Source organism: Pseudomonas sp. LBUM1651, from assembly GCF_059716135.1.
In genome coordinates this window covers 3,575,618-3,599,354 of sequence record NZ_CP166805.1, presented here as the reverse complement: position 1 = coordinate 3,599,354, position 23,737 = coordinate 3,575,618, and the positions used below count along the sequence as shown (strand labels likewise).

The 23,737-nt window shown below is 59.9% G+C and carries 28 protein-coding genes; 12 read left to right on the top strand and 16 right to left on the bottom strand.

Annotated elements, in window-relative coordinates; genetic code table 11:
* Nucleotides 1-350: 350 nt before the first annotated feature.
* From ACA066_RS16725 to ACA066_RS16700, 6 genes are all read right to left on the bottom strand, one after another.
* On the bottom strand, nucleotides 351-575 hold the full coding sequence (locus ACA066_RS16725) for a hypothetical protein (RefSeq protein ID WP_497695810.1): 225 nt from the start codon (nucleotides 573-575) through the stop codon (nucleotides 351-353).
* A 108-nt stretch (nucleotides 576-683) separates the two neighbouring features.
* Entirely contained in the window at nucleotides 684-1,418 is a 735-nt protein-coding gene (locus ACA066_RS16720; RefSeq protein WP_497695809.1) for a substrate-binding periplasmic protein, read from the bottom strand.
* 243 nt (nucleotides 1,419-1,661) lie between these two features.
* Nucleotides 1,662-2,009: a hypothetical protein gene (locus ACA066_RS16715; RefSeq protein ID WP_497695808.1), complete on the bottom strand. Its 348-nt coding sequence runs from the start codon at nucleotides 2,007-2,009 to the stop codon at nucleotides 1,662-1,664.
* Nucleotides 2,010-2,213: 204 nt separating this feature from the next.
* On the bottom strand, nucleotides 2,214-3,149 hold the full coding sequence (locus ACA066_RS16710) for an MBL fold metallo-hydrolase (protein WP_497695807.1): 936 nt from the start codon (nucleotides 3,147-3,149) through the stop codon (nucleotides 2,214-2,216).
* 14 nt (nucleotides 3,150-3,163) lie between these two features.
* Entirely contained in the window at nucleotides 3,164-3,337 is a 174-nt protein-coding gene (locus tag ACA066_RS16705) for a hypothetical protein (RefSeq protein WP_497699980.1), read from the bottom strand.
* Complete coding sequence (locus ACA066_RS16700; RefSeq protein ID WP_497695806.1) at nucleotides 3,334-4,074, bottom strand: response regulator; 741 nt, start codon at nucleotides 4,072-4,074, stop codon at nucleotides 3,334-3,336. The genes ACA066_RS16705 and ACA066_RS16700 overlap by 4 nt, the downstream gene beginning before the upstream one ends.
* Nucleotides 4,075-4,370: 296 nt before the next feature.
* Between ACA066_RS16700 and ACA066_RS16695 the strand changes: the two genes are divergently transcribed.
* Nucleotides 4,371-4,634, top strand: coding sequence for a DUF2790 domain-containing protein (locus tag ACA066_RS16695; protein WP_497695805.1), 264 nt, complete (start codon nucleotides 4,371-4,373; stop codon nucleotides 4,632-4,634).
* Nucleotides 4,635-4,845: 211 nt separating this feature from the next.
* Here the strand turns inward: ACA066_RS16695 and ppnN are convergent, their stop codons facing one another.
* Entirely contained in the window at nucleotides 4,846-6,219 is a 1,374-nt protein-coding gene (ppnN, locus tag ACA066_RS16690; RefSeq protein ID WP_497695804.1) for a nucleotide 5'-monophosphate nucleosidase PpnN, read from the bottom strand.
* Between the two features lie 212 nt (nucleotides 6,220-6,431).
* On the opposite strand from ppnN, the gene ACA066_RS16685 reads away from it, so the two are divergent.
* Nucleotides 6,432-6,959: a DUF3087 domain-containing protein gene (locus ACA066_RS16685; RefSeq protein WP_497695803.1), complete on the top strand. Its 528-nt coding sequence runs from the start codon at nucleotides 6,432-6,434 to the stop codon at nucleotides 6,957-6,959.
* A gap of 78 nt (nucleotides 6,960-7,037) precedes the next feature.
* The gene (locus ACA066_RS16680; RefSeq protein WP_497695802.1) at nucleotides 7,038-8,615 is read left to right on the top strand and encodes a sensor domain-containing diguanylate cyclase; all 1,578 of its coding nucleotides are present in this window, start codon (nucleotides 7,038-7,040) and stop codon (nucleotides 8,613-8,615) included.
* Between the two features lie 10 nt (nucleotides 8,616-8,625).
* Here ACA066_RS16680 and ACA066_RS16675 read toward each other — a convergent pair whose 3' ends face one another.
* Nucleotides 8,626-9,543 carry a LysR family transcriptional regulator gene (locus tag ACA066_RS16675; RefSeq protein ID WP_497695801.1) on the bottom strand — a complete coding sequence of 306 codons (918 nt, stop codon included), beginning with the start codon at nucleotides 9,541-9,543 and terminating at the stop codon, nucleotides 8,626-8,628.
* A 24-nt stretch (nucleotides 9,544-9,567) separates the two neighbouring features.
* Entirely contained in the window at nucleotides 9,568-9,942 is a 375-nt protein-coding gene (locus tag ACA066_RS16670; RefSeq protein ID WP_497695800.1) for a DUF2784 domain-containing protein, read from the bottom strand.
* A gap of 174 nt (nucleotides 9,943-10,116) precedes the next feature.
* On the opposite strand from ACA066_RS16670, the gene ACA066_RS16665 reads away from it, so the two are divergent.
* The 3 genes from ACA066_RS16665 (at nucleotide 10,117) to ACA066_RS16655 (ending at nucleotide 11,353) form a co-directional block, all read left to right on the top strand.
* Nucleotides 10,117-10,815: an AzlC family ABC transporter permease gene (locus tag ACA066_RS16665; protein WP_497695799.1), complete on the top strand. Its 699-nt coding sequence runs from the start codon at nucleotides 10,117-10,119 to the stop codon at nucleotides 10,813-10,815.
* Nucleotides 10,815-11,126: an AzlD domain-containing protein gene (locus ACA066_RS16660; RefSeq protein ID WP_193393033.1), complete on the top strand. Its 312-nt coding sequence runs from the start codon at nucleotides 10,815-10,817 to the stop codon at nucleotides 11,124-11,126. Before ACA066_RS16665 ends, ACA066_RS16660 begins: the two co-directional genes overlap by 1 nt.
* Before the next feature lie 65 nt (nucleotides 11,127-11,191).
* Nucleotides 11,192-11,353: a hypothetical protein gene (locus ACA066_RS16655; protein WP_497695798.1), complete on the top strand. Its 162-nt coding sequence runs from the start codon at nucleotides 11,192-11,194 to the stop codon at nucleotides 11,351-11,353.
* Between the two features lie 895 nt (nucleotides 11,354-12,248).
* Here the strand turns inward: ACA066_RS16655 and ACA066_RS16650 are convergent.
* The 5 genes from ACA066_RS16650 to ACA066_RS16630 all read right to left on the bottom strand — a co-directional run bounded on the left by ACA066_RS16650 (nucleotide 12,249) and on the right by ACA066_RS16630 (nucleotide 16,126).
* A complete protein-coding gene (locus ACA066_RS16650) occupies nucleotides 12,249-12,521 on the bottom strand; it encodes a hypothetical protein (RefSeq protein WP_497695797.1) in 273 nt (90 codons plus the stop codon).
* Between the two features lie 273 nt (nucleotides 12,522-12,794).
* Nucleotides 12,795-13,475 (bottom strand): SOS response-associated peptidase, encoded by a 681-nt coding sequence (locus tag ACA066_RS16645; RefSeq protein WP_497695796.1) that lies wholly within the window; start codon nucleotides 13,473-13,475, stop codon nucleotides 12,795-12,797.
* Nucleotides 13,476-13,515: 40 nt separating this feature from the next.
* Nucleotides 13,516-14,229: an ABC transporter ATP-binding protein gene (locus ACA066_RS16640; protein WP_497695795.1), complete on the bottom strand. Its 714-nt coding sequence runs from the start codon at nucleotides 14,227-14,229 to the stop codon at nucleotides 13,516-13,518.
* Nucleotides 14,230-14,232: 3 nt separating this feature from the next.
* On the bottom strand, nucleotides 14,233-15,075 hold the full coding sequence (locus ACA066_RS16635; RefSeq protein WP_497695794.1) for an ABC transporter permease: 843 nt from the start codon (nucleotides 15,073-15,075) through the stop codon (nucleotides 14,233-14,235).
* A gap of 64 nt (nucleotides 15,076-15,139) precedes the next feature.
* Nucleotides 15,140-16,126 (bottom strand): aliphatic sulfonate ABC transporter substrate-binding protein, encoded by a 987-nt coding sequence (locus ACA066_RS16630; protein WP_497695793.1) that lies wholly within the window; start codon nucleotides 16,124-16,126, stop codon nucleotides 15,140-15,142.
* Nucleotides 16,127-16,423: 297 nt separating this feature from the next.
* On the opposite strand from ACA066_RS16630, the gene ACA066_RS16625 reads away from it, so the two are divergent.
* Both ACA066_RS16625 and ACA066_RS16620 read left to right on the top strand, forming a co-directional pair.
* Nucleotides 16,424-17,371 (top strand): ABC transporter substrate-binding protein, encoded by a 948-nt coding sequence (locus tag ACA066_RS16625; protein ID WP_497695792.1) that lies wholly within the window; start codon nucleotides 16,424-16,426, stop codon nucleotides 17,369-17,371.
* Between the two features lie 100 nt (nucleotides 17,372-17,471).
* Nucleotides 17,472-18,371 carry a polysaccharide deacetylase family protein gene (locus tag ACA066_RS16620; RefSeq protein WP_497695791.1) on the top strand — a complete coding sequence of 300 codons (900 nt, stop codon included), beginning with the start codon at nucleotides 17,472-17,474 and terminating at the stop codon, nucleotides 18,369-18,371.
* 83 nt (nucleotides 18,372-18,454) lie between these two features.
* Here ACA066_RS16620 and ACA066_RS16615 read toward each other — a convergent pair whose 3' ends face one another.
* A complete protein-coding gene (locus ACA066_RS16615; RefSeq protein ID WP_497695790.1) occupies nucleotides 18,455-19,351 on the bottom strand; it encodes a LysR family transcriptional regulator in 897 nt (298 codons plus the stop codon).
* A 127-nt stretch (nucleotides 19,352-19,478) separates the two neighbouring features.
* On the opposite strand from ACA066_RS16615, the gene ACA066_RS16610 reads away from it, so the two are divergent.
* The 4 genes from ACA066_RS16610 (at nucleotide 19,479) to ACA066_RS16595 (ending at nucleotide 23,097) form a co-directional block, all read left to right on the top strand.
* Nucleotides 19,479-20,627: a muconate cycloisomerase family protein gene (locus tag ACA066_RS16610; protein ID WP_497695789.1), complete on the top strand. Its 1,149-nt coding sequence runs from the start codon at nucleotides 19,479-19,481 to the stop codon at nucleotides 20,625-20,627.
* A 10-nt stretch (nucleotides 20,628-20,637) separates the two neighbouring features.
* The gene (gene catC / locus ACA066_RS16605; RefSeq protein WP_497695788.1) at nucleotides 20,638-20,928 is read left to right on the top strand and encodes a muconolactone Delta-isomerase; all 291 of its coding nucleotides are present in this window, start codon (nucleotides 20,638-20,640) and stop codon (nucleotides 20,926-20,928) included.
* 51 nt (nucleotides 20,929-20,979) lie between these two features.
* Entirely contained in the window at nucleotides 20,980-21,909 is a 930-nt protein-coding gene (gene catA, locus ACA066_RS16600) for a catechol 1,2-dioxygenase (RefSeq protein WP_497695787.1), read from the top strand.
* 228 nt (nucleotides 21,910-22,137) lie between these two features.
* A complete protein-coding gene (locus ACA066_RS16595; protein ID WP_497695786.1) occupies nucleotides 22,138-23,097 on the top strand; it encodes an AraC family transcriptional regulator in 960 nt (319 codons plus the stop codon).
* 58 nt (nucleotides 23,098-23,155) lie between these two features.
* Here the strand turns inward: ACA066_RS16595 and ACA066_RS16590 are convergent, their stop codons facing one another.
* Nucleotides 23,156-23,539 carry a hypothetical protein gene (locus tag ACA066_RS16590; RefSeq protein ID WP_497695785.1) on the bottom strand — a complete coding sequence of 128 codons (384 nt, stop codon included), beginning with the start codon at nucleotides 23,537-23,539 and terminating at the stop codon, nucleotides 23,156-23,158.
* Nucleotides 23,540-23,737 lie beyond the last annotated feature (198 nt).

Below are 23,737 nucleotides of genomic sequence, written 5' to 3'. Positions count from 1 at the left end.
CATACACACGAAGAGCCAGGTCGGCCCGCAGGCCGCCTCGCGCTGCTGTGGCGGTAGTCGCCCCCTCAAGAGGCTTCGTTCCGGTTCTGCGCAGTGGGCAACCCGGCATGGATGGCGGCGGGCCCACGGAGCAGGACCGGAGCGAGGGCACCCTGAGCCTAAGCGAAGGGCCGTACGAAAGGGGCAAAAGCGCTTGGTTACTTGGCGCGTCTCCAAGTGACCCGCCGTAAGGGCGGAACCGCCAGCCGCCGCTACCGCAGAAACGGATATGTACCCAAACAAACAAAAAGAAACCCCGGAAAGAACAAATCCCCCGAGGTTCCCCGTTCCAAACAGCACAAACCCGCCAATCAATAACGCTGATACTTCGAACCAAACTCAGGACGGTTTTCAGCCACGTAAAGTGTGCTCGCCTGGCTGTCCTTGTGATCAACACCAACCGTATTCACATTCAACGTAGCCGGCTGACTGACCTTCGCCGCCGCCACCACGGGCAAAGTAGCGTGGGGTGCAGCAATAGCCGACGTAGCACCAAGAACCGACAGGGCGAAACCAAGACCGATAATGCTTTTCATGATGTAGCTCCAGAAGCGTGGGAAGAAGATGAGTCCACTCTAGTGCTGGAGCTTCACGATGAAAAAACACCCTGACGCATAGTCGTTATCGAGAACGTTGATCCGCCGTCAGCGCGGCGTGCGGTCCACCAGCCAGCGCTGTTTGAGTTGCTCCAGGCGTCCGTCCCGGCTCATCTCGTCCAGCGCCTGCTGCCAGCGCGCGACCTGGCGCGCATCGGTCAGCGGTGAAAAGGCAATGTAGGTGGCTTGCTTCATCAACGGAATCTGATAGTGCAACTGCTCGGGCGGCAAACCTTCCTCACGGGCCATGCTTGTGACGGACAGCGTGTCGGCTACCACAAATTCGGTACGGCCCAGTCGCGCCAGACGCATCATTTGTTCGGGGGTTTCCACGCCGTAGAGATTGTTCAGGTCCTGTTTCTGCAAGTAGCTGTAGACCAGCCATTTTCGTGGAACGGCAATCCGGCCCTGACGGCCGGCCTCCAGCAAACTGCGCACCCGTTGCCGGTTGCTGTCCGTGGAGAACAGCGCGGTTTCCACCTCCATCAAGGGGCCGACCCACTGATACTGGCTGTCACGCTCGGCGGTGCGCAACACGGTGAACACCCCAGTGGCGGGCTCGGTGCTCGCCACGCGCAAGGCGCGTAGCAACGGCACTTGTTGAAAGTGCACCTGATCGCCAGCGGTGTCGGCCAGCGCCTGCACCACATCCACGCCAAACCCCACCAGCGCGTTGCCCTGCTGAAAATGCAGGGGCGGGTGGTTGTCGGTGAGCATGTTCAGGTCTGCCGCGACCGCAGTGAACGTCAGGAAAGTCAGCAGACAACCGGCAAAGCGCTTCATGAATCGTCCTTGATGAAATGAAGCGCAAATCTTAGTACGCGCCTGCTGCAACTGTCCCGCGCAATCGTCGGGCTTTTGCGTCAGAACTCAGGATTTATGCGTATCGCTTACCATTGTGGTAGCGAGACCGGCTTGCCGGCGATCGCGGACTGACAGACAACATTAATGTTGAATGTCAGAGCCCAATCGCCGGCAAGCCGGTCTCGCTCCCACAATGGATCTTTGTTGCGGCGTAGATCGCGATCAATACCGCTGATATTTCGAACCGAACTCGGCACGGTTTTCCGCAACCACCACACCGCCGCGCACTGCGTTGCCCGGGCTGACCAGCGCAACACGTTCGCGCAGTTCCTGCAGACGATCCGCACCGCCTTCAGCCACACGTTCACGCAATTCCTGCAGGCGCTCGGCACCACCTTCAGCCACACGATTCTGTTGCAGGCGATCCGAACCACCTTCCACCAGCAACTGCTGGACCTGAGTGCGGGAAGCGGCGCTCACGGTGTTGGCCGAGGCCAGGTTCGACAGGCCAAGACCGCCTACCAGTGCCAGACCGAGTGCCAGGGACGAGACTTTCGAGAAGTTGAACATGGGTGATTCTCCTTGCGCTTAAGTTTGAGTGAGTCGGTAGCTGCTGCTATCCGGTGAACACAGTTAAACGCTCGGGTGTATCGGTGATGTGTGCCTGAACGGGGCGAAATCGGCTTCTGCGTATCTGTCGTGGCTTCCTATACACAGTGATACAAATCCCTTTGAAAAATCCCCGCGGTGCTTGCCTGACCCAGCCGTTCGCATTCATGGCCGAATGTGCAAGCCATCCTCGGCGAACTGCACCGGATCCTGGTAGGTGCGGTGGATGGACTGCGTGACCGCATCGCGGGATTCGTCGATGTCTCGGGACAGATGGCTGAGCAGCAGGCTCGACACCTGCGCCGCAGCGCTGATCCTGCCGATGTCGCCGGGCGCGGTGTGCAGGCTGTAGAGCGCGGGTGGGGCGTCGGGTGGATCGAGGACCGGCGCGTTGAACACCAGCAAGTCTGAGCCCTTGGCGATGTGCGTCAGTGCGGCATGGCCCTGTGCATCGATATCGCCGCTGAAGGTGATGCTTTTACCCCGGTAATCGACGCGGTAGATCACGGCCGGTGCATCGCGATGGTGGCCGGTCACGGCGCTGATCACCAGGCCGTTCTGGTTGAGGAGGGTTTTGGGTGCCGTGACGTTATCAAGGTCTGTGGTGTTGAAACTCACGGTGCCGGCGAAGTCCTGCAAATAGCTGAAGGCACCGTGCTTGCCGAACATCAGGTCGATGTAGTGACGAGTGGAAGGATAGGGTTGAGCGGCACCCGGTCCGAACACTTCAAAGGTGATGTCCGAGCGTGACGCCACGGCCCGTGCCTTGACGATGCCCGGCAGTTCCGCCACGTGGTCCACGTGCAAATGGGACAGCAGCACGATGTCCAGGCGGCGGATATCGATTTTCGCTTCACCCAGCCGCACGAACGTTCCCGGCCCGGCATCCAGCAGGATTCGCGGCGCGCCATCCAACAGCAATACGTAACCGGCGCCGGCACGGCCGCCGGCGCCTGGTCCGCCCGAGCCGAGCACCACCAGTTCCAGTGGCGCCACGCCCGGTTCCGCGGCCAGGGCGCTGCTGGCGTCAAGGCTGACACAGAGCGTTGCGGCCAGCAGTAGCGCTGCGCAAAACCGCAGCAGATCGGGTAGCGAGATCATCGTTTACAGCGCCGCTATGTCGGTGTTGAGAGCGCCAGTTCCGCACACAAGCCGCCCCCTTCACGGTTGCTCAGCGTCAGCGAGCCGCCAATGGCCAGTGCCAGTTGCTGGGCGATGGCCAGGCCCACCAGAAAAATCAGCGACAGCTGAGAGGCCAGCGTCCGCGGCCAGCGCAGGGCGAGTTTCATGACTCCGCCCCGAGCAATTCCACGGGGTAGGAAAACACGTAGCCTTCGCTGCGTACGGTTTTGATGTAAGTCGATTCCCGCGAGTCATCCATCAGCCGTTGACGCAGGCGGCTCACCAGCAAATCAATGGAACGGTCGAACAGGTCGGCGTCGCGACCCTGGGTCAGGTTCAGCAACTGGTCGCGGCTGAGCACCCGTTGCGGATGATCGAGGAACACGCGCAGCAGCCGATATTCGGCGCCGCTGAGGGCGACCATGGTGCCGTCTTCGTCCAGCAGGTGCCGGGCGGTGGTGTCCAGGCGCCAGCGACCGAAACCCAGCAATCGACCGCTTTCGGTGATCAGCAGGTTGGGTGGCAGCATCCGGGTGCGGCGCAGCACGGCATTGATCCGCGCCAGCAGTTCGCGGGCGGCGAAGGGTTTGGTCAGGTAGTCGTCGGCGCCCATTTCGAGGCCGAGGATGCGGTCGGTTTCGTCGTTGCGTGCGGTGAGCATCAGGATCGGTGTGGCCTTGTCCTTGCCCGAGCGTAATTCGCGGCACAGCAACAGGCCGTCATCGCCGGGCATCATGATGTCCAGCACGATCAGGTCCACCTGATTGGTTTCCAGAAAGCTGCGCATCTGCCGGCCATCGGCAACCACCGTGGTGCGCAGGCCGTTCTTCTTCAGGTAATTGCCGACCAGCTCGCGAATCTCGCGATCGTCGTCGACGATCAGGATGTGGTTCACATGTTCCATCACTCAACCCTCTTGTTATTCGCAGGTTGCGCATTCTAGGGAGCCGCGTCGCTGCTGCCTGCCGGCCTTTGTCTCTCACTGTATCTGAGGATGTAATTGATACATTGGTATACAAGGCAGCTTTTTTCGGGGGCGGGTGTATCGAAGTGTATCGAGCGCCCCGTGTGACACCTTACGCCTTAAAAGCCCCGGTTCTACGACACATGGCAGATACCTCGGGTCGATTAAATGGGTTCCATCGAAGCAAGACAACTTGCCTCACACCGACTACCCATTGAAACCTTGAGGAAATCACCATGAACCGGAACAAACTCTTCGCTGCCAGCTTCTTTGCCATTCTGAACGTCGCTGCGTTTTCCGCTCACGCCGATGTCCAGACCCCAGCGCAGACACACGCCGCTGGCACCCATCTGGACGTCAAGAAGGTTATTTCTACTGTAGAAGACGGCGGCAGCCATTGCGGGATCGTCAATGCGCGGATGACGTACCTGGACTCCAGCGGCACACAGAAAGTGCTGGATTACAGCAAGTTTGCCGAGTGTGGCAACCAAGGCGGTTGATAGCCTGGAGGGGGGGCGGATACCGACATTTGTGTGAACGAGCCTGTGTGAACCAGCCTTTGTGGCGAGGGAGCTTGCTCCCGCTGGGTCGCGAAGCGGCGCCAAAAGCTTTGCGACTGCTTCGCCGCCGAGCGGGAGCAAGCTCCCTCGCCACAAAGGCTCGCTCAAACCGGGGAGCATTCCCGCGCGCGTGGGAATGCTCTATCTGGGGTTACGCAACCACTTGATAACACGGCACATACGCCGCGCCACCCGGCAACTTCATCCGGTGCTGGGCCACGAAGGCTTTCAGCAGTTGATCCAGCGGCTGCATCACCGCCGCATCGCCACGGATCTGATACGGCCCGTGCTGTTCGATCAGGCGGATACCCTTGTCCTTGACGTTGCCGGCGACGATGCCGGAGAACGCGCGGCGCAGGTTGGCGGCCAGTTCGTGCGCCGGCAGGTTGCGGCTGAGTTTCAGGTTGGCCATGTTTTCGTGAGTCGGATCGAACGGGCGCTGGAAGCCTTCGTCAATCTTCAGCAGCCAGTTGAAATGGAACGCGTCGTTGCGCTCGCGACGGAACTGTTTCACCGCTTTGAGACCGGCGGTCATCTGCCGTGCAACCTCAGCCGGGTCGTCGATGATGATCTCGTAATGTTGCTTCGCCGCTTCACCCAGGGTGGCGCCGACGAACGCGTCCAGTTGCTCCAGATACGGCGCCGCGTGCTTCGGCCCGGTGAGGACGACGGGGAAGGGCAGGCCCTTGTTGTCCGGGTGCATCAGGATGCCGAGCAGGTACAGGAACTCTTCGGCCGTGCCCGCGCCGCCCGGGAAAATGATGATGCCGTGGCCCACGCGCACGAACGCTTCCAGGCGTTTTTCGATGTCCGGCAGGATCACCAGTTCGTTGACGATCGGGTTCGGCGCTTCGGCGGCGATGATGCCGGGTTCGGTCAAGCCGAGGTAGCGACCGCCGTGGATGCGCTGCTTGGCGTGGGCGATGGTCGCGCCTTTCATCGGGCCTTTCATCACGCCCGGGCCGCAACCGGTGCAGATGTCGAGGCTGCGCAGGCCCAGTTCGTGGCCGACTTTCTTGGTGTATTTGTATTCTTCGGTGTTGATCGAGTGGCCACCCCAGCACACCACGATCTTCGGCTCGACGCCGGGGCGCAGGGTGCGGGCGTTGCGCAGCAGGTGGAAGACGTAGTCGCTGATGCCCTGGGAGGTGCTCAGGTCGATGCGCTGGGCATCGAGTTCGTTTTCGGTGTAGACGATGTCGCGCAGGGCGCTGAACAGCATTTCCCGGGTGCTGGCGATCATTTCGCCGTCGACGAAGGCGTCGGCCGGGGCGTTCAGCAGTTCCAGGCGCACGCCGCGGTCCTGCTGGTGGATGCGGATTTCGAAGTCTTTGTAGGCTTCGAGGATGGTCTTGGCGTTATCGACATGGGCGCCGGTATTGAGGATGGCCAGGGCGCACTGGCGGAAGAGGGTGTAGGTGCTGCCGGATCCGGCTTCGCTCAGTTGCTGTACTTCACGTTGAGAGAGGGTTTCCAGGCTGCCTTTCGGGCTGACCGAAGCGTTGATTACTTGTCGTTGGGACATTCAATGATCCTTAAAACGATGTCACCCGCCGAGGACGCATGACATCCGAATAGTATGTATCCATAAAAGAAGATGGCACGAACTGCGCACTATCGCCATGTTCCCCTTTGACGATGAAAAGATGAAAAGGAGCCCCAGCATAGCTAAATCCCCCGCAGAGGCGATAATGCCCCGCAGTCTTTTTGCCCATGCCCCCGAGGAAACCCGTCGCGATGTTCGAAATCCAGCCGCAAAACCCCGAGATTTATCGAAGCCAGACGCGCCGCAGCACAATCATCATTGCCCTGGTTTTCCTGGCTCTGGCAATGGTGCTGTCGACCGCGGCGGTGGCGATGTTCGGCGAACCGGGGGGCGACAATCTACGCTTCAACGTGGGCGGCGTGTTTGTCGCGGTGCTATTGATGGTGGCACTGATGCGCGGCACGTTCTGGAATCAGGAGTGGATGGCGCCCGCCGTGTACGGCTGGCAGCTCAAGCGCAGCCTGATGAGCATCACCAACGTCATGCATCAGGTGACGGCGGCGGTGGAGAAGGATGATCCAGGCGCCATGAAGCTGCTGCGCTTCTATCATCTTGGGTTGAGCCAGATGCACGAGCTGGACGGCAACTCCAGTGATCACAGCCAACTGGTTCGCGAGATGGACCTGCACAAGGCGCGGATGGAAGCGCTGGGCATCGAGACCGAACAGACGCAATTGAACCCGGCGTGGCTTGAGGCATTGAAACAGACGCCACGCTAACCGGTGTATTGTTGAGGCGTCGTGATAATAAAAAGGCGAATGGGATCAGTCGCCACTCATCGAGATTCAAGGAGCGTCATGGGGAATCCGTCCGTCAAAGACCGAATCGAACAAACCCGCCACGGCGTGTCTTTGGTCACCGAGCAGGTCGGGGCAACGCTTAAGGTCCGCTCAGCGGTGGTTTTGCTTGTCGCTGTGTGCCTGTCCATGATCGCCATCGTGATCTGGGAAGCCTGGAATTCGCGCCAGTACCATCTGCATGACAAGGAAGTGGCAATGTCCAACCTTGCGCAGACCCTGGCCTCGCAAGCGCAGGCGACGATCAAGCAAGCCGATACGCTGCTGTTTACGCTGGTGGAACGCCTGGAAACCGACGGCTTCGAGCCGGCCCGGTTGCCTCACCTCGAACGCTTGCTCAGTGCCCAGCGCAGTGAGCTGAGCCAGTTGCACGGCATGTTCGTCTATGACGAGCAGGGGCGCTGGATTGCCAATTCCAACGGTGCGGTCGTGCCCGATGCCAACAACGCAGACCGTGAGTATTTCATCTACCATCGCGATCATCCCGACCGTGGGCCGCACATCGGTCCGTCGATCAAAAGCCGTTCCAGCGGCGAATGGATCATGACGGTGTCGCGCAGGATCAATCACGCCGATGGCCGTTTTGCCGGTGTGGCGCTGGCGACGATCTATCTCAGCCATTTTCTGTCCCTGTACGACAGCATCGACATGGGCCGCAACGGCGTGATCAACCTGATCGCCGACGACGCCAGCATCGTCGTTCGTCGGCCGTTCAATGAAGCGGAAATCGGCACCAGCCTCGCCAACAGCCCGCTGTTCAAACAGCTATTGCCCATGGGCAGTTCAGGCACGGCAATGGTCAAGTCCGTGATGGATGGCGTTGTGCGGGTGGTGGGGTTTCGCCGGGTCGAGGGGTATCCGCTGATCGTTTTCGCCGCACTCGACAAGGATGAAGTCCTGGCCGGCTGGCGTGAGGAATCCTTGCTCAGTGCGGGCATTGTCGCGCTGCTGCTGGGTTTTCTCGGTGTGCTGGGTTATCGCCTGATCAATCTGATGAAGCAGCAGAACCGCATCCAGAACCAGTTGCTGGATGCCCAGGAAAAACTGATCGAGGTCAATCGCAGCCTGGAATTGCTGGCCCTGGAGGACGCGTTGACGGGGCTGTCCAACCGCCGCCAGTTCGATCTGTTCATCCACTCGGAAATAGGCCGTGCCAGACGCAGCCTGACCGGCCTCGCCTTGCTGATGATTGATGTCGATCACTTCAAACTGTTCAACGACAACTACGGTCACTTGGCCGGTGATGAGTGTTTGCGCAACATCAGTGCGATCATCACCGAAAATATCCAGCGCCCCGGGGATCTGGCGGCTCGCTACGGCGGCGAAGAGTTTGCGGTGGTGCTGCCCGGGACCGACTATGTCGGGGCGTTTCTGGTGGCGGAAAAAATCCGTCGCGCGGTGCTGCATGCCGGTATTCGCCACAGTGAAGGCGCCGAAGGCGTGGTGACGGTCAGCCTGGGCGTCGCCGCTTACGATCCGGCCTCACAAGCCCAGGCTGACGACCTGATTGGCGCAGCGGACAAGGCGCTCTATGTCGCCAAGGCCAGCGGTCGGAACATGAGCGTCATTGCCAACTGAGTGTGCCGGTTCAGACGAACCGGTCGCTGCCCTGGACCAGCCTGGTCGCCAGGTAGGATTGCTTGAGTTTTTCCAGCCACCAGCCCAGGGCGCGGCCATCATGATCGCCGCGCCAGCCGGCGTACAGAATGTTCGGTTCGCGCGGATCGGCCATCTGTTTCTCGACCAGCGTGCCGTTCTTCAGCAACGAGCCAACCCGATACCTGGGCAGCCAACCCACGCCCAGGCCGTCGCACTGGGCGAGGATTTTCGCGCGCATGGTCGGCACGGCGAGTACCGGTTGCCCGCCGGAGACGCCATAGGTGCTGCCTTCGGTGGCTCTGGACGAATCCGCCACGACGATCGCCCGGTGCTGCGTCACCGTTGCCCGGGAAATCGGTTCTTTAACCTTGGCCAACGGATGCCTGGGCGAGACGGCAAATACCCATTCCATTTCCCCCAGTTGCATCCAGCGCAAGGAAGGGATCGCCGGCGGTTCGTTGGTGGCGCCGATGATCAGGTCCGCGCGGCCCTCGCGCAGGGCTTCCCACACACCTTTCAATACTTCATGGGTGATGCGCAGCGGTACGCCGGATTGCAGCGCGTCGAATTCGTGTATCACCGGGATCAAGGCGTCGAACTCCAGCAGTTCGTCGGTGACGATCCACAGCCGGCTCTCCCAACCGTTGGCCACTTGCTGCACCCGTTGGGTCAGTCGCGAGACGTCCTGCATCAGCCGCGCCGCTTCATTCACCAGCAGTTCCCCGGCGGGGGTGAGCTGCAGGCGGTATCGGCGCCGATCGAACAGCAGCGCGTCGAAACGCTCTTCCAGTTGCCGCGCCGCATAGGACACCGTCGACGGCGCCTTGCCCAGATGCGCCGCCGCTCGTGACAGGCTGCCGGTTTCCCGAATGGCTTGCAGCAATGCCAGGTCTTCGATGGACAACATGTGCAGATCCTCTGAGGATAGTGTTCAGGCGGCCCGGCGTAACTTGCGCAGCCTGAACAACCGAAGATAGACCAGCACGTTGAGCGCCAGCACCACGCTGCCGAGGCCCAGTTGAATAGCGGGTGTCAGGCCCGCCGGGTAAATGACCGGCCACACGTAATGCTCGATGAAACCGCCGCCATAGCCGGTTTGCCCGGCCGCATGGCGCATGCGGTTTTCCCAGTCCGTCAGCGGGCAGAACAAATGGAAAAACTCCACGCACACGCCCCATGCGGCGGCCGGCAGGTGCAACCAGATCAGGTGATGCCATTTGAGCACCAGCAGCCCGCCGAACAGCACGAACAGAATGAACAACAGGTGAAACAGCACCAGCCCGTCGGCGGCGATTCGGTAAAGCATGTCGACTCCCTGACACGTTATGCGATCGCTCCATGGTACTCGGGCGGAGCGTTAATCACGAAAATCAGCGAACCCGGCGCGCATCCTGCCGTTCGCAGCAGTGCGCAAGATTGTTCAAGCCATCGGCGGCAACTGCTGGCACAGTCTGACGTCTTTCTCTGGTTGTAGAGCGTTATGTCCAATTCACTCCTGCCGCGCAGCGCGTTTCTCCGCGGCGCCGCGGCGATCATGCCGTTGTCCCTGGCAACCGCACCGTGGGGATTGCTGGCCGGTTCCATGGCCATCGAAGCCAACCTCACGCCGCTGCAAGGCCAGGGGTTGTCGAGCATCGTGTTTGCCGGTGCGGCGCAGCTGGTGGCCATCGGGATGCTCAAGGGCGGTGCCGGTATTTTTTCGATTCTGCTGACCACGTTGCTGCTGACCTCCCAGCATTTGCTCTATGGCATGAGCCTGCGCTCGGTGATTTCGCCGCTGCCGGGGCGCTGGCGTGCAGGGTTGGGCTTTTTGCTCACCGACGAGTTGTTTGCCCTGACCAGCCAGCATGACAAACAGCAGTTCAATCGCTGGTACGCACTGGGCGTCGGCCTGACGTTTTACATCGCCTGGAACCTCTTCACCCTCGCCGGCATTGTGCTCGGCAGCAGCATTCCGGGGCTGGAACATCTGGGTCTGGATTTCTCCATCGCCGCGACCTTCATTGCCTTGATCACCCCGGTGGTGCGCAATGTACCGACCGTGGTCTGCGTGGCGGTGTCGCTGTTCTGTTCGGTGTTGTTCAGCTATTGGCAATGGGGCTCGGCGCTGGTGCTGTCGGGGTTGGCGGGCATGACGGCGGGCTTTGTCTGCAATAAATTTTATGGTGGACGCACATGATGGTCTGGGCAGTGATTATCGGTATGGGAATTCTGGTATTCCTCAACCGCTACGTGTTTCTCGAACCTCGCCTTCCGCTGCGACTTAGCAGCAATGCCCGGCAGTTTCTCGGTTTTGCGGTGCCGGGCATGCTGACCGCTATTTGCGGCCCTATTGTGTTCATGCCGGACAAGCAGCTGAATTTGCAGTGGGACAACCCGTATCTGATCAGTTCGCTGGTGGCGGTGGGGCTGGTGCTGTACACCCGCAATACCTTGCTCAGCATGCTGTTGAGCATGGGGTTTTTCTTTTTGCTGCGCTGGTGGCTTTGAACCGGGTGCTCGAAACTGTTCTACGCTTAAAGCTGATGACTGATCCCTTAGGAAGAGAGGTGAGCGTGGCAACTGAACAAAAGCGTCCGGATCCGGATGATGAAGACATGGATGAACCGACGGAAGAAGAGATCGAGCGGCAGAAGCGTTCGTCGCCGACCTGGAAGCATCCCGATGACGGGAAAGAACTGTCAGATCGTGATATGGAGTTTCCGCTGAAGCCCTGAACGGGGTACATATCCGTTTCTGCGGTAACGGCGGCTTAAGGTTCCGCCCTTGCGGCGGGTTACTTGGAAGAGCGCCAAGTAACCAAGCGCCTGCGCCCCTGACGTACCGTGCCTCGCTAGTGCTCGGCATGCCCTCACTCCGGTCCTGCTCCGTGGGCCCGCCGCCATCGGCCATCCATGCCGGGTTGCCCACTACGCAGAACCTCCACTCGGCCTTCCGACGGGGCAGATCAAGATCAAGATCAAAAGCCAGATCAAAAGCCAAAGCGAGGCGGCCTGATAGCCGGCCTGTTTTCCGTCAAGGCCATCGGTGGTGAACACCCATATCATGCCCGCCAAAAATCCCCTGTGGGAGCTAGCCTGCTAGCGATGGACGTCCAGACACCGCGTTCATTCAGACCGCACGCGTAATCGTTAACGTCCATCGCTAGCAGGCTAGCTCCCACAGGGGAAATGCATACACATGAAGAGCCAGGTCGGCCCGCGGGCCGCCTCGCGGTGCTTTGGCGGCAGTCGCCCCCTCGAGAGGCTTCGTTCCGGTTCTGCGCAGTGGGCAACCCGGCATGGATGCCGGGTTAGCCGCGCACGGCCATGGATGGCCGATCGCGGCGGGCCCACGGAGCAGGACCGGTGCGAGGGCACCCTGAGCCTAAGCGAAGGGCCGAACGAAAGGGGCAAAAGCGCTTGGTTACTTGGCGCTTCTCCAAGTGACCCGCTGTAAAAGCGGAACCAATAGCAGCCGTTACCGAAGAAACGGATATGTCCCCAATCCCAATCCCAATCCCGATCCCAACCGATCTACGCATACAACAAAGCCCCGCACTGAGCGGGGCTTTTTTTGCAGCAAGCTTCGGGACTATCCAGTTCTTTTGCCAAATGACATCCCGAACCTTTTTCAAGCGTCGTCCAGCTGCAACACATCAGGGTGAGCGGCCCGATAGCCCAGGGTCTTGTCGATCCACGCATTCAGTTCATTGACCATCACCGGAGGTTTGCCCGGATAGTGCCCAAGGGTTGAACGCAGGACGCCGTCGATTCCCGGAACTGATCGCAAGTTCCGGGTCTTGATGTATTGTTCGATAAAACAGTTGAGTCGATAGTGTTCTGTCATCGAAAGATAAACGCACTCCAGACTAACGACTTGATCATTTGCAAAATCGTCGCGCATTTAGTTCTCTGCAAGGCTTGTTGTTGTAGGGATTTCCTTAGTTGTTGACTCTTTGGTCAACTGGGCGGTGCCAATGGAAATGCGGCGCGCATGCTATCCGTAGTCATTCTAAATGTATGTATGTCGATGCAGATGTCAGACAAGCGGTTGAAGGATCAAATCGCCAGACTTCTATAAGTGTTTCTTGGGTGAAACACTCTCTGTAACGCTGCAGTTATTAGCCTTCATAGACAGGCGTTAAATACGACTGCGCTTGTATCGGTATTGATAGTTTCATATCTGCTCATGAATAAGCTCTGCGCCCTGGTTTCTGACGTTGCCGATGGCTTTGCCGACCTTGTACCACTCGAAAACCTCACTGCCTTCGCCTTGCAACAACGCCATTTGTTCCGCGCGTTCCCGGGGAGTGTCGGGGGCGAGCCATTCCCTTGCCAGTTCTGGCGACAGCACCACCGGCCGGCGATCATGAATATCGAGCATGCCGCCGGCGCTGTCTGCGGTGATGATCACGAAACCGTCGTCGTCTCGCGCTTCCTCGCTACCCGTAGGAAACCGGCCAATCGCGGCACAGAAAATCGGCGCGAGGTCCCGTCGACGGATGAGCCACGGCTGTCGGGTCGAATCTCCTGCATCGACCCATTCGAACCAGTTATCAATCGGCACGATTGCGCGGTGCGGCCAGATAGCGCGGAAGAACGGGCCATGAGCGACTTTTTCGACGCGGGCATTGATCGGCGCCGCGCGATCCTTCGCCCAGTGCGGCCGCCAGCCCCAACGCACCTTGTCGGCCACAGGCCCGACGTCCTCCAGGTGAAACAACGCCAGTTGATTGGTCGGCGCGGCGTTGTAGCGGGCCAACGGCTCGTCGCCGACGTGGTTGATCAGCGCGTCGGGAATGCTCAGCACCGCGACAAAATCGTGGATACCCCGGTACTGCGACAGTCGTCCGCACATGACCGAATCCTCCCGCTGGAGGTTTCAGCATAGTCGCGCCTCAGATCACATGTGCCCGCTGCAACTCGGTCAACGACAACGCCTTGAGTTGCGCCAGCAGCGGATCGCGGCGGTCACGGGGATGCGCCAATTCCACGGCCAGTTCCTGGCGAATGCGGCTGGGGCGATTGTCCATGACCAGCACCCGATCGCTGAGGTACAGCGCTTCATCGACATCGTGGGTGACCAGCAGCAGGGCGATGGCGTGGCGCCCAGCCAGTTCCAGCAACAGGTCCTGCAGTTTCATCCGGGTGAAGGCGTCCACCGCGCTGAAAGGTTCGTCGAGCAACAGCACATCGGGTCGCGAGTAGAGGCCGCGGGCGATGGCGACCCGTTGCGCCATGCCGCCGGAAAGCGCCTTGGGCAAGGCGTGTGCGAAGCCGGTCAGGCCGACTTCATCGATCAGTTGTGTCACCCAGGCTTTGTCGTAATCGCTGTCAGCGCTGAAGCCGATGTTTTGCTCGACCGTTAGCCACGGCATCAAGCGCGGTTCCTGGAACACGAACGCGACTTCACCGGCGCGGCTGTCGAGTTCACCCTGGAAGTCCTTTTCCAGTCCGGCGACGATCCGCAGCAACGTGCTTTTGCCGCAACCGCTGGGGCCCAGGAGGCTGACGGTTTCCCGGGGCTGCAATTGCAGGTGAATATCTTGCAGCACGGTGGTGGTGGCGAAGGTTTTGCGCTCGACGCGAATGTCCAGCAGGTGGTCGGTCATGGCTCAATCCTCTGCGCTTTGGCCGTTGAAGGTGTCGCGCCACGCCAGGAAACGTTTCTCCAGGCCCGCGAGGATGCCGTCGCTCAGTTTGCCCAGCAGCGCCAGCACGATGATTGCCGCGAGCACGATGTCCGGGCGAGAAGTTTCCCGACCGTCACTGAGCAGATAACCCAGGCCTTTGGTCGCGGCGATCAGCTCGGCGGCCACCAGAAACATCCACGCCAGGCTCATGCCGCTGCGCAGCCCGGTGAACAGGCCGGGCAGGGCGGCCGGCAGCAGAATTCGCCGAACCAGCCGGGTCCGACTGAAACCATACATTTGCCCGACTTCCACCAGTTTGCGGTCGATGTCGCGAATGGCCGCGACGCCGTTGAGGTACACCGGGAAGAACGCGCCGATGGCGATCAGGACGATTTTCGAGGTTTCGTCGATGCCCAGCCACAGCAGCAACAGCGGCACCCAGGCCAGGCTCGGAATCGAGCGCAGGCCGGCGAACGTCGGCTCCAGCCAGGCTTCGGCTTCGCGGCTCAAGCCGACCCACGCAGCAAACACCAGGGCCAGACCGGCACCGATGGCGAAACCCAGCAGCACTCGCAACAGGCTGGCGCTGATGTGTTTCCACAGCGCGCCTTCGGCGAGGTCTCTGAGGGTCAGGGCGATTTCGCTGGGCGCGGGCATTTGGTAGGACGGTAGCCAGCCGATGCGTACGATAAATTCCAGCACCAGGATGATCAGCACCGGCAGCGCCAGGCCTTTGAGGCGCAGGCGCCAGGCGTTGTTCAAGGAAAGCGTGGCGCGACGCGGCGTTGGCAATTCGAGGGGCAGGGGTTTGCTTTTGCTGGTCATGGAGTTCTCCAGTCACGACGAATCCGCGACAGGCGCGGATTCGGTCTTGCTCGTTAGCGGTTGTTTACTGACGAGCCACGGTTTCCTTGAAGCCGGTGTCAATCAGTTGATCGATAACTTGATCGACATTCACGCCACGACGAACCAGTTCTTCGGAGACCAGAATCGGCGCGGCCGCCTTGGAGGCGATCACGTCCTTGGCGGTCAGTTGCGGACTGCTAAGGTCGGTGCGCGACAGTTGCAGCGTGGCCACTTCCAGCGGCAGACCTGACTCGGTGGCGAGCAATTTCGCCAGTTCTTCAGGATTTTTCACCGCCCACTCGCGAGCCTGTTCGTACGCCTTAAGGACGGTTTCGATGGTCTGCGGTTGCTCTTTCGCAAAGGTGTCGGTGACGCTGACCACGCCGTAACTGTTGAAATTGGTGTTCCGATACAGCAGGCGCGAACCAGCTTGCACCTGGCTCGCGGCCATGTGCGGATCGAGACCGGCCCAGGCCTCAACGTCACCTTTTTCCAGCGCGGTGCGACCGTCCGGGTGCTGCAAGTGCACCAGTTCCACATCGTCCTTGCTCAGGCCGGCCTGTTGCAGGCTGCGCAGCGTGAACAGGTACGGGTCGGTGCCTTTGGTGGCGGCGATCTTCTTGCCTTTCAGGTCGGCGACGGTCTTGTAGGGCGAATCCTTGCGTACAACCAGCGCGGTCCATTCGGCGCGGCTGTAGACGTAAACCGATTTGATCGGGCTGCCATTGGCGCGGCTGAGCACCGCGGCGAGGCTGGCGGAGGACGCGAAGTCGACGCCGCCGCTGTTGAGGTATTCCAGTGAGCGGTTACTGCCCTGACTGAGTACCCAACTGACTTTGGTTTGCGGAAGGGCTTTCTCGAGGAAACCGAAGTGCTTGAGCACCAGGCTGACCGGTGAGTAATAGGCGTAATCCAGATGCACTTCGGCCGGCGGCGTTTCGGCAGCCTGCGCTGCGGGTTGCAGGCTCAAGGCCAGGGCGCAGGCGCTGAGCAGATACCTGACTGTGGGAAAACGGAAGGTGGACTTCATGAGATCAGCTCCGGCAAGGCGTTGAATGTCTTATTTCTAAAAGATCATTTTTTATGAATTAATCCTGCGTAAAAGGAATATTGCAGGCTCTGTGCCATGTTGCGGATTTCGCGCTGAATCAAGGCTTGGCGCGCAAGCTTAGGCTAAGGGGATGTTGGTGGGAAAACAGTGTGTCGAGTCACTGTTGCTGGGCAAACAGTCTTGCCTGACGGTCATGAGCTTATGCATAAATAGAATTTAAAAACCTATATCTAAGAGCGTTATGGTCTAACTAAATTATTCTCAAGGAGCCCCCCGATGACCCTGTCCCGATTTGTGCGCGGTCTGTTGACCAGCGCGCTGTTTGCCGCGCCAATGGCCTACGCCGCCGACCCCGTCGTCCTGCACGTCGGTGATCAGAACTACTACAACGTGCGCGCCTCGGTGGAAGCGTCGGGGGTGCTGGAAGGGGCGCCTTATACCGTCGACTGGAAGCACTTTCAGGCCGCCGCGCCGCTGGCCGAAGCGTTGAACACCGGTGCGCTGGACCTGGGTTTTCTCGGCGATTCGGGGTTCCTGTTCCTCGCCGCGAAACAGGCACCAGTGAAGCTGATCGGTGTCTCGCGGCAAAACCCCGACACCATCGCCTTGCTGGTGCCGAAGGATTCTCCGGTCAAAACCATCGCCGACCTCAAGGGTAAAAAAGTCGCCTACTGGCCCGGCGCCTGGAGCCAGCAATTGACCCTGCGCGCCTTGCAACAGGCCGATCTTCCGGAAGACTACGTCGAGTTCATCAAACTGATGCCGATCGACGCCGCTGCCGCGTTGCCGCAGGGCAGCATTGATGCCTTCCCGGTGTGGGAACCCTACATTTCCCAACAGATCCTGTTCTCCGGCGCCCGACCGATTCTCACCGCGAAGAACCTGATGCCGGGTCTCAGCGCCATCGCCGCGTCGACACCGTCCATCGACAGCAAACGCGAAGCCATTGCCGATTTCCTGGTGCGCCTGAAAAAGGCTCGGGCCTGGGTCGACAACCACACCGACGAGTACGCCGATCTGTGGGCGAAGAAAGCCAATCTCGACCAGAACGTTTCGCGCCACTGGTTGCGTCAGGCGCACATGACCGTCGGCCCGGTAGACGCGCAGGCGGCCAAGGATTTGCAGAGCACCGCGGACTTCCTGTTCAAAGTCAAGGCGCTGCCCTCGGCACTGGCAACCGCGCCGATCATCGACAGCTCGTTCCAGCACGCATTGGCCCAGTAGCCGACGATGCACGGCAGCGCCGGAACCAAACACTGTGTAACCTGATCCAACCGGCGCCCGCACACGTGTGCGGGCTCAACGGTCTGGTCCAGGGCACACCATGAAACAGCTGTTCAAGGTTTTCTACGCACTTGCCATTGCCGTCGGGCTGGTGGGTTGCATCGCTGCTCCCATCGAAATGACGGCGCAGACCGAACAACGGCTGCGCGCGCAACCGCCGATCCGGTTTCTGCTGACCTTCGATGACGGTCCGAGCGCGTCGAGTTTCTGGAATCCGACGATGACGATTCTCGACAGCCTGGCCACGAACCCGGTGCAACCGAACCTCAAAGCGGTGTTCTTTGTACAGACCGGCGCGCCACGGGCGGGCGACAGCGACATCGGCCGCGAGGTCATGCGTCGCGAACAGGCCGACGGGCAAATACTGGGTTTCCACACGGCCACCCACTGGCACACCAATCACCGCTCTCTAAGCCCGGAAGAACTGGAACAGTCGCTGACCAAAGGCAGTGCCGATATTGCCGCGATTGCCGGCGCACCGCCGACCCTGGTGCGTCCGCCATTCTGGAACTACGACAAACGCGTCTTCGCGGCCTATCAACGGCATGGCTTGCACGTGTTGCTGACCGACCTGAGCGCCAACGACGGCAAGATCTGGGGCTTCAACGCCAGTCCCCGGCGGCGGGCCAACATGCTGCGGCAGTTGTCGCAAGTGCGCGAGCGCATCGCATTGGGCGAGCTGCCAACCGTGGACGGCGTGATCCCGGTGGTGGTGACCTTCCACGATCTCAATCGCTACACCGCCCGGCATGCCCGCGAGTACCTGCAAATCCTGCTGGATAGCGCACAGGCGACCGGCTTGAAAACGGCGCAAAAGCCGTTTTATGACGAGCAGGCGGCGCTGCACCGGGCGGCCATGGCGCGCACTGTTCGTGACAGTTCACAGCCGGTGAAATTGCCGGGGATCTGGAACTGGATCTGGGGAGCGGACGCTAACTGATACGTTCGTCCCCAATCCGTTGTAGGAGCCTGGCTTGCCAGCGAAGGCGTCCATGAAATCGCCTTCGCCGGCAAGCCGTGCTCCTACAAAGATCCCGGCTGCCGCGGCAATAGTTCATCAATCATCCGCAAACAATGATTCAACCCCGGCGACACATCGCCCACGCGCCGGCTGAGAATGATAGGCGAGGTCGCGTTGTCTTCCAGCAGCGGCGTGAAACCAATGTCGTCGCGGTGCAGCAATTGCACGGAGGCCGGCACCAGGGTGACACCGATTCCTGCTCCCACCAGACCGATCGCTGTCTGAAGCTCGTTGGTCCATTGCGCCACATGGATGCTCACACCATAGGACTCGAACAACGCGATCACATGGTCGGCGTAGCTGGGGCGCGGGTTGCCGGGGTACAAAACGAAGGGCTCCTTCGCAAGGTCGCGGAGGCTGATCGGCCCGGCCAGCAATGGATGGCCGGCGGGCAGGGCGGCGACCAGCCGGTCTTCCGTCAAGACCGTCTGGACAATGGCCGGGTCGTCGATGCGGATCCGCCCGAAACCGATGTCGATCCGTCCGGCCTTGAGCGCCTGCACCTGTTGCAGGGTGGTCATTTCCGAGAGCCCCAGTTCAAGCTCCAGAGGCTCGCCGCTGCGCAAACGGCGGATCAGTTCCGGCAACACGCCATAGAGTGTCGACGGCGCAAAACCGATTCCCAGCCAGGTTTTTTCGCCAAGGCCAATCCGTCGCGTGTTGTCGCAGACCTTGCCCAGTTGCTCGAGCAGGGCGGTGGAGTGCTCATGGAAAAACCGCCCGGCGTCGGTCAGCTTCAGCGGCCTGCCGCGTTCCAGCAACAACACCCCGAGTTCGTCTTCCAGCTGCTGAATCTGCCGGCTCAGCGGCGGCTGGGCGATGTGCAGCAATTCGGCCGCACGGGTGAAATTGAGGGTTTGAGCCAACACCTGAAAATACCGCAGGTGACGCAGTTCCATGGGGCCTCCGCAAACAATTTGGTTGCATACCTTTAAGGTATCAAGTCAGACCAATTCTATATTGGCTTCCCGAAAAAAGCCGTACCAGAATCGGTTTCAGAACTTTAAGAACCTGACGGGTATCGACATGCTTGCAACTGCCATAGAATCGATCGAGACGATCATCGTCGATCTGCCGACCATCCGCCCGCACAAGCTGGCGATGCACACCATGCAGAACCAGACCCTGGTGATCATTCGCGTGCGTTGCGCCGATGGTATTGAAGGCATTGGCGAATCCACCACCATCGGTGGCCTGGCTTACGGCAACGAAAGCCCGGACAGCATCAAGACCAACATCGACCGACACTTCGCGCCGCTGTTGCTCGGGCAGGACAGCGCCAACGTGAACGCCGCGATGTTGCGCCTGGAACGCAGCATCCGGGGCAACACCTTTGCCAAGTCAGGTATCGAAACCGCGTTGCTCGACGCCCAGGGCAAACGCCTCGGCCTGCCGGTCAGCGAACTGCTGGGTGGGCGGGTTCGCGATGCACTGCCGGTGGCCTGGACCCTGGCCAGTGGCGACACCGACAAGGACATCGCCGAAGCGGAAAAAATGCTCGATCTGCGGCGCCATCGCATCTTCAAACTGAAAATCGGCGCCGGCGAAGTCAACCGCGACCTGGCCCACGTCATTGCCATCAAGAAAGCCCTGGGTGATCGCGCTAGCGTGCGGGTCGATGTCAATCAGGCCTGGGATGAAGCGGTCGCGTTGCGCGCCTGCCGGATCCTCGGCATCAACGGCATCGACCTGATCGAACAGCCGATTTCGCGCAACAACCGCGCCGGCATGGCGCGCCTGAACGCTATGAGCCCGGCGCCGATCATGGCCGACGAATCCATCGAGTGTGTGGAAGACGCGTTCAATCTGGCCCGTGAAGGCGCCGCTTCGGTGTTCGCCCTGAAGATCGCCAAGAACGGCGGCCCGCGTGCCGTGCTGCGAACCGCCGCGATTGCCGAAGCGGCCGGCATTGGCCTGTACGGCGGCACCATGCTCGAAGGCGGCATCGGCACCCTGGCGTCGGCCCATGCGTTTGTCACGCTGAACAAACTGGCGTGGGACACCGAGTTGTTCGGTCCGCTGCTGCTGACCGAAGACATCCTCAGCGAGCCGCTGGTCTATCGCGATTTCGAGCTGCACGTGCCGAAAACCCCCGGCCTGGGCCTGAGCCTCGATGAAGAGCGGCTGGCGTTCTTCCGTCGCGACAAAACCTCTACCGCCATTCATCTAGCCTGAGGAGAGCACTATGCTGTTCCACGTAAAAATGACCGTGAACCTGCCGGTCGACATGAATCCTGAAGCAGCCGCCCAATTGAAGGCTGACGAAAAAGCCCTGGCCCAGCGCCTGCAAGAACAAGGCAAGTGGCGTCACCTGTGGCGCATCGCCGGGCTCTATGCCAATTACAGCGTGTTCGATGTCGACAGCGTCCAGGAGCTGCACGACCTGCTGATGCAATTGCCGCTGTACCCGTACATGGCGATCGAAGTCACCGCGATGTGCCGGCATCCTTCTTCCATCCGCGAGGATGACCGCTGAACCCAGCCTGTTCAGTTCGCCACGCTAATAATTACAAGATGAGGAACCACCATGAACGTCAAGATTTCCCACACTGCCAGCGCCCAGAAATTTCTCGAAGAGGCCAGCGGTCTGCTCAATGACGCCGGTAATCCGCGGGTCAAGGCACTGATCTACCGCATCCTGCGCGACTCGGTGAACATCATCGAAGACCTCGCCGTGACGCCGGAAGAATTCTGGAAAGCCGTCAACTACCTCAACGTACTGGGTGCGCGTCAGGAAGCGGGTCTGGTGGTGGCCGGACTCGGTCTGGAACATTACCTGGACCTGCTGATGGACGCCGAAGACGAGCAGGCCGGCAAGGCTGGCGGCACGCCGCGGACCATCGAAGGGCCGCTGTACGTGGCCGGTGCACCGTTGTCCCAAGGCGAAGCGCGCCTGGATGATGGCGTCGATCCAGGTGTGACGCTGTTCATGCAGGGCCGAGTGTTCAATACCGCCGGCGAACCGTTGGCCGGCGCCGTGGTGGATGTCTGGCACGCCAACACTGGCGGTACTTACTCGTACTTCGACACCACGCAATCGGAATTCAACCTGCGTCGCCGTATCGTCACCGATGCCGAGGGCCGTTACCGTTTCCGCAGCATCGTGCCGTCGGGCTACGGTTGCCCACCGGACGGTCCGACCCAGCAACTGCTCGATCAACTGGGCCGTCACGGCCAGCGTCCGGCGCACGTGCACTTCTTCATCTCGGCACCGGATCATCGTCACCTGACCACCCAGATCAACCTCGACGGCGATCAATACCTGCACGACGATTTCGCCTACGCCACCCGTGACGAGCTGATCGCTAAAATCACCTTCAGCGAGGATCAACAGCGTGCAGCGGCGTACGGCGTCAGCGGTCGTTTTGCTGAAATCGAGTTCGATTTCACCTTGCAGTCGTCCGCCCAGCCAGAAGAGCAGCAGCGACACGAGCGGGTTCGCGCACTGGAGGACTGATCCCCAGGCGGACTGCGCTAATGCCTGTAGGAGCGAGCTTGCTCGCGATGGACGTTAACGATGACGCGCATTTCCTGATTAAGCGCGGCGTCCTTAAGTCCATCGCGAGCAAGCTCGCTCCTACAGGTTTCATCGAGAAAGGTCCACATGTCAGTCCACTGACACACCGTCGCAGCTACTGCCTTAGAATCACCCGACGCACCCCATAAGAACAACGAGAGTGACCCGATGATGCAAGCGCAACTGTTGAGTCAACGCAGCTCCGTATTCGACCATGCCGACCCGCACGCTGTGTCGGGCTATGTCAATCAGCATGTCGGTAACCATTGCATCCTGATGCCACGCGCCGGGCACCCGCTGGCCAGTCTCAATCACCGCAAATTTGCCAGTCTCGACCTGTGCCGCATCAGCTACGGCGGCAGCGTTCGCGTCACCTCCGGCGCGCTGGAAACCATCTATCACCTGCAAGTGCTGCTGCGCGGCAATTGCCTGTGGCGCGGTCACGGTCAGGAACATTACTTCGCCCCCGGCGAGTTGCTGCTGATCAACCCCGACGATCCGGTGGACCTGACGTACTCCGATGATTGCGAAAAATTCATCCTCAAAGTCCCGACGTCCTTGCTGGAATCGGTCTGCAACGAGCAGCGCTGGCGGTATCCGGCGCAGGGCGTGCGGTTTCTGGAGAACCGTTATCAGCTCAATGAGCTGGAAGGGTTTGTCGGGCTGCTGGCGATGATTTGCCAGGAAGCCGAAGCCTCCGAGCAGATTCCCAAGGTGCAGGAACACTACGCACAGATCATCGTCAGCAAAATGCTCAGCCTGATGCAGACCAATGTCAGCCGCATCAGCCTCGGCTCACAGACCGCGACGTTCGAGGTGATTGCCGACTACATTGCCCGCAACCTCAAGCAGGACATCGACAGCGAAGAACTGGCGCGTCAGGCGCGGATGAGTTTGCGTTCGTTGTATGGCTTGTTCGAACGCAACGCTGGCACCACGCCGAAAAACTACATCCGCCAGAAACGCCTGGAGCGCATCAATGCCTGCCTGAGCGACCCGACTTGCAACGTGCGCAATGTTACGGAAGTGGCGATGGATTATGGGTTTCTGCATTTGGGGCGGTTTTCGGATAACTATCGCAAGCAGTTTGGGGAGTTGCCGTCGGATACGCTGAAGCGGCGGGAGTGAATTTGAGTCCCGCAACGCTTATTGCGCCCAGGTGGTTTGGTTAAATTAACGATGTCAATTAATAGAGCAGTTCGAACCTGTCGACTAAGACGAGCAAAATTAGTGTGGTCATGAGCCCTAGTGCACTCCAGTGCATGATGATTAACTTTCTTTTCAATAGATGAGGGAAGGCTTGTAACTCGTCCAAGCTTAGTTCGCCCCTTTTAAGATAAAACCCAGGGAATGTGATGATTCCGGCAATTCCTCCTGCAAGCATCAAGTTCCCCCACGGACCACCATGTCTGAGCGGAGCACGAACCATGATGGCTTTGCAGTTTTTTAAATGCTCTAGGATGAAATCCATTTTTGTGTAGGCCACATGTAGCATTAAAGCTATCCAAATACACATCGCAATAAGCACTGCCCCGGATGAATAACCGATAACCATTTCAATTCTGTTCATTTGTATTCTCGTATATTAATTTGCTTAATGCTTCTCCACGATTGCCCCCTAAACCCACCTGCAAAAGATCCTGCTCCGACTATCATCGGGCCGCATGCGAGAGAGGCCGTTCCTCCTGTTGGGATTGCTAACGCCGCGCAGATCCAATCCACCGTGGAACCGGTCATTACTGCTGATGCGAAGGCACCACCAACTACT

What these genes read in the sequence shown, in the direction of transcription:
- ACA066_RS16615 (WP_497695790.1), bottom strand. Translation starts at nt 19,351, where the DNA reads ATGGAACTGCGTCACCTGCGGTATTTTCAGGTGTTGGCTCAAACCCTC.
- catA (WP_497695787.1), top strand. Translation starts at nt 20,980, where the DNA reads ATGAACGTCAAGATTTCCCACACTGCCAGCGCCCAGAAATTTCTCGAA.
- ACA066_RS16665 (WP_497695799.1), top strand. Translation starts at nt 10,117, where the DNA reads ATGTCCAATTCACTCCTGCCGCGCAGCGCGTTTCTCCGCGGCGCCGCG.
- ACA066_RS16640 (WP_497695795.1), bottom strand. Translation starts at nt 14,229, where the DNA reads ATGACCGACCACCTGCTGGACATTCGCGTCGAGCGCAAAACCTTCGCC.
- ACA066_RS16610 (WP_497695789.1), top strand. Translation starts at nt 19,479, where the DNA reads ATGCTTGCAACTGCCATAGAATCGATCGAGACGATCATCGTCGATCTG.
- ACA066_RS16700 (WP_497695806.1), bottom strand. Translation starts at nt 4,074, where the DNA reads ATGGAACATGTGAACCACATCCTGATCGTCGACGACGATCGCGAGATT.
- ACA066_RS16635 (WP_497695794.1), bottom strand. Translation starts at nt 15,075, where the DNA reads ATGACCAGCAAAAGCAAACCCCTGCCCCTCGAATTGCCAACGCCGCGT.
- catC (WP_497695788.1), top strand. Translation starts at nt 20,638, where the DNA reads ATGCTGTTCCACGTAAAAATGACCGTGAACCTGCCGGTCGACATGAAT.
- ACA066_RS16705 (WP_497699980.1), bottom strand. Translation starts at nt 3,337, where the DNA reads ATGAAACTCGCCCTGCGCTGGCCGCGGACGCTGGCCTCTCAGCTGTCG.
- ACA066_RS16620 (WP_497695791.1), top strand. Translation starts at nt 17,472, where the DNA reads ATGAAACAGCTGTTCAAGGTTTTCTACGCACTTGCCATTGCCGTCGGG.
- ACA066_RS16710 (WP_497695807.1), bottom strand. Translation starts at nt 3,149, where the DNA reads ATGATCTCGCTACCCGATCTGCTGCGGTTTTGCGCAGCGCTACTGCTG.
- ACA066_RS16695 (WP_497695805.1), top strand. Translation starts at nt 4,371, where the DNA reads ATGAACCGGAACAAACTCTTCGCTGCCAGCTTCTTTGCCATTCTGAAC.
- ACA066_RS16590 (WP_497695785.1), bottom strand. Translation starts at nt 23,539, where the DNA reads ATGAACAGAATTGAAATGGTTATCGGTTATTCATCCGGGGCAGTGCTT.
- ppnN (WP_497695804.1), bottom strand. Translation starts at nt 6,219, where the DNA reads ATGTCCCAACGACAAGTAATCAACGCTTCGGTCAGCCCGAAAGGCAGC.
- ACA066_RS16650 (WP_497695797.1), bottom strand. Translation starts at nt 12,521, where the DNA reads ATGCGCGACGATTTTGCAAATGATCAAGTCGTTAGTCTGGAGTGCGTT.
- ACA066_RS16675 (WP_497695801.1), bottom strand. Translation starts at nt 9,543, where the DNA reads ATGTTGTCCATCGAAGACCTGGCATTGCTGCAAGCCATTCGGGAAACC.
- ACA066_RS16725 (WP_497695810.1), bottom strand. Translation starts at nt 575, where the DNA reads ATGAAAAGCATTATCGGTCTTGGTTTCGCCCTGTCGGTTCTTGGTGCT.
- ACA066_RS16625 (WP_497695792.1), top strand. Translation starts at nt 16,424, where the DNA reads ATGACCCTGTCCCGATTTGTGCGCGGTCTGTTGACCAGCGCGCTGTTT.
- ACA066_RS16680 (WP_497695802.1), top strand. Translation starts at nt 7,038, where the DNA reads ATGGGGAATCCGTCCGTCAAAGACCGAATCGAACAAACCCGCCACGGC.
- ACA066_RS16720 (WP_497695809.1), bottom strand. Translation starts at nt 1,418, where the DNA reads ATGAAGCGCTTTGCCGGTTGTCTGCTGACTTTCCTGACGTTCACTGCG.
- ACA066_RS16685 (WP_497695803.1), top strand. Translation starts at nt 6,432, where the DNA reads ATGTTCGAAATCCAGCCGCAAAACCCCGAGATTTATCGAAGCCAGACG.
- ACA066_RS16645 (WP_497695796.1), bottom strand. Translation starts at nt 13,475, where the DNA reads ATGTGCGGACGACTGTCGCAGTACCGGGGTATCCACGATTTTGTCGCG.
- ACA066_RS16660 (WP_193393033.1), top strand. Translation starts at nt 10,815, where the DNA reads ATGGTCTGGGCAGTGATTATCGGTATGGGAATTCTGGTATTCCTCAAC.
- ACA066_RS16670 (WP_497695800.1), bottom strand. Translation starts at nt 9,942, where the DNA reads ATGCTTTACCGAATCGCCGCCGACGGGCTGGTGCTGTTTCACCTGTTG.
- ACA066_RS16715 (WP_497695808.1), bottom strand. Translation starts at nt 2,009, where the DNA reads ATGTTCAACTTCTCGAAAGTCTCGTCCCTGGCACTCGGTCTGGCACTG.
- ACA066_RS16630 (WP_497695793.1), bottom strand. Translation starts at nt 16,126, where the DNA reads ATGAAGTCCACCTTCCGTTTTCCCACAGTCAGGTATCTGCTCAGCGCC.
- ACA066_RS16595 (WP_497695786.1), top strand. Translation starts at nt 22,138, where the DNA reads ATGATGCAAGCGCAACTGTTGAGTCAACGCAGCTCCGTATTCGACCAT.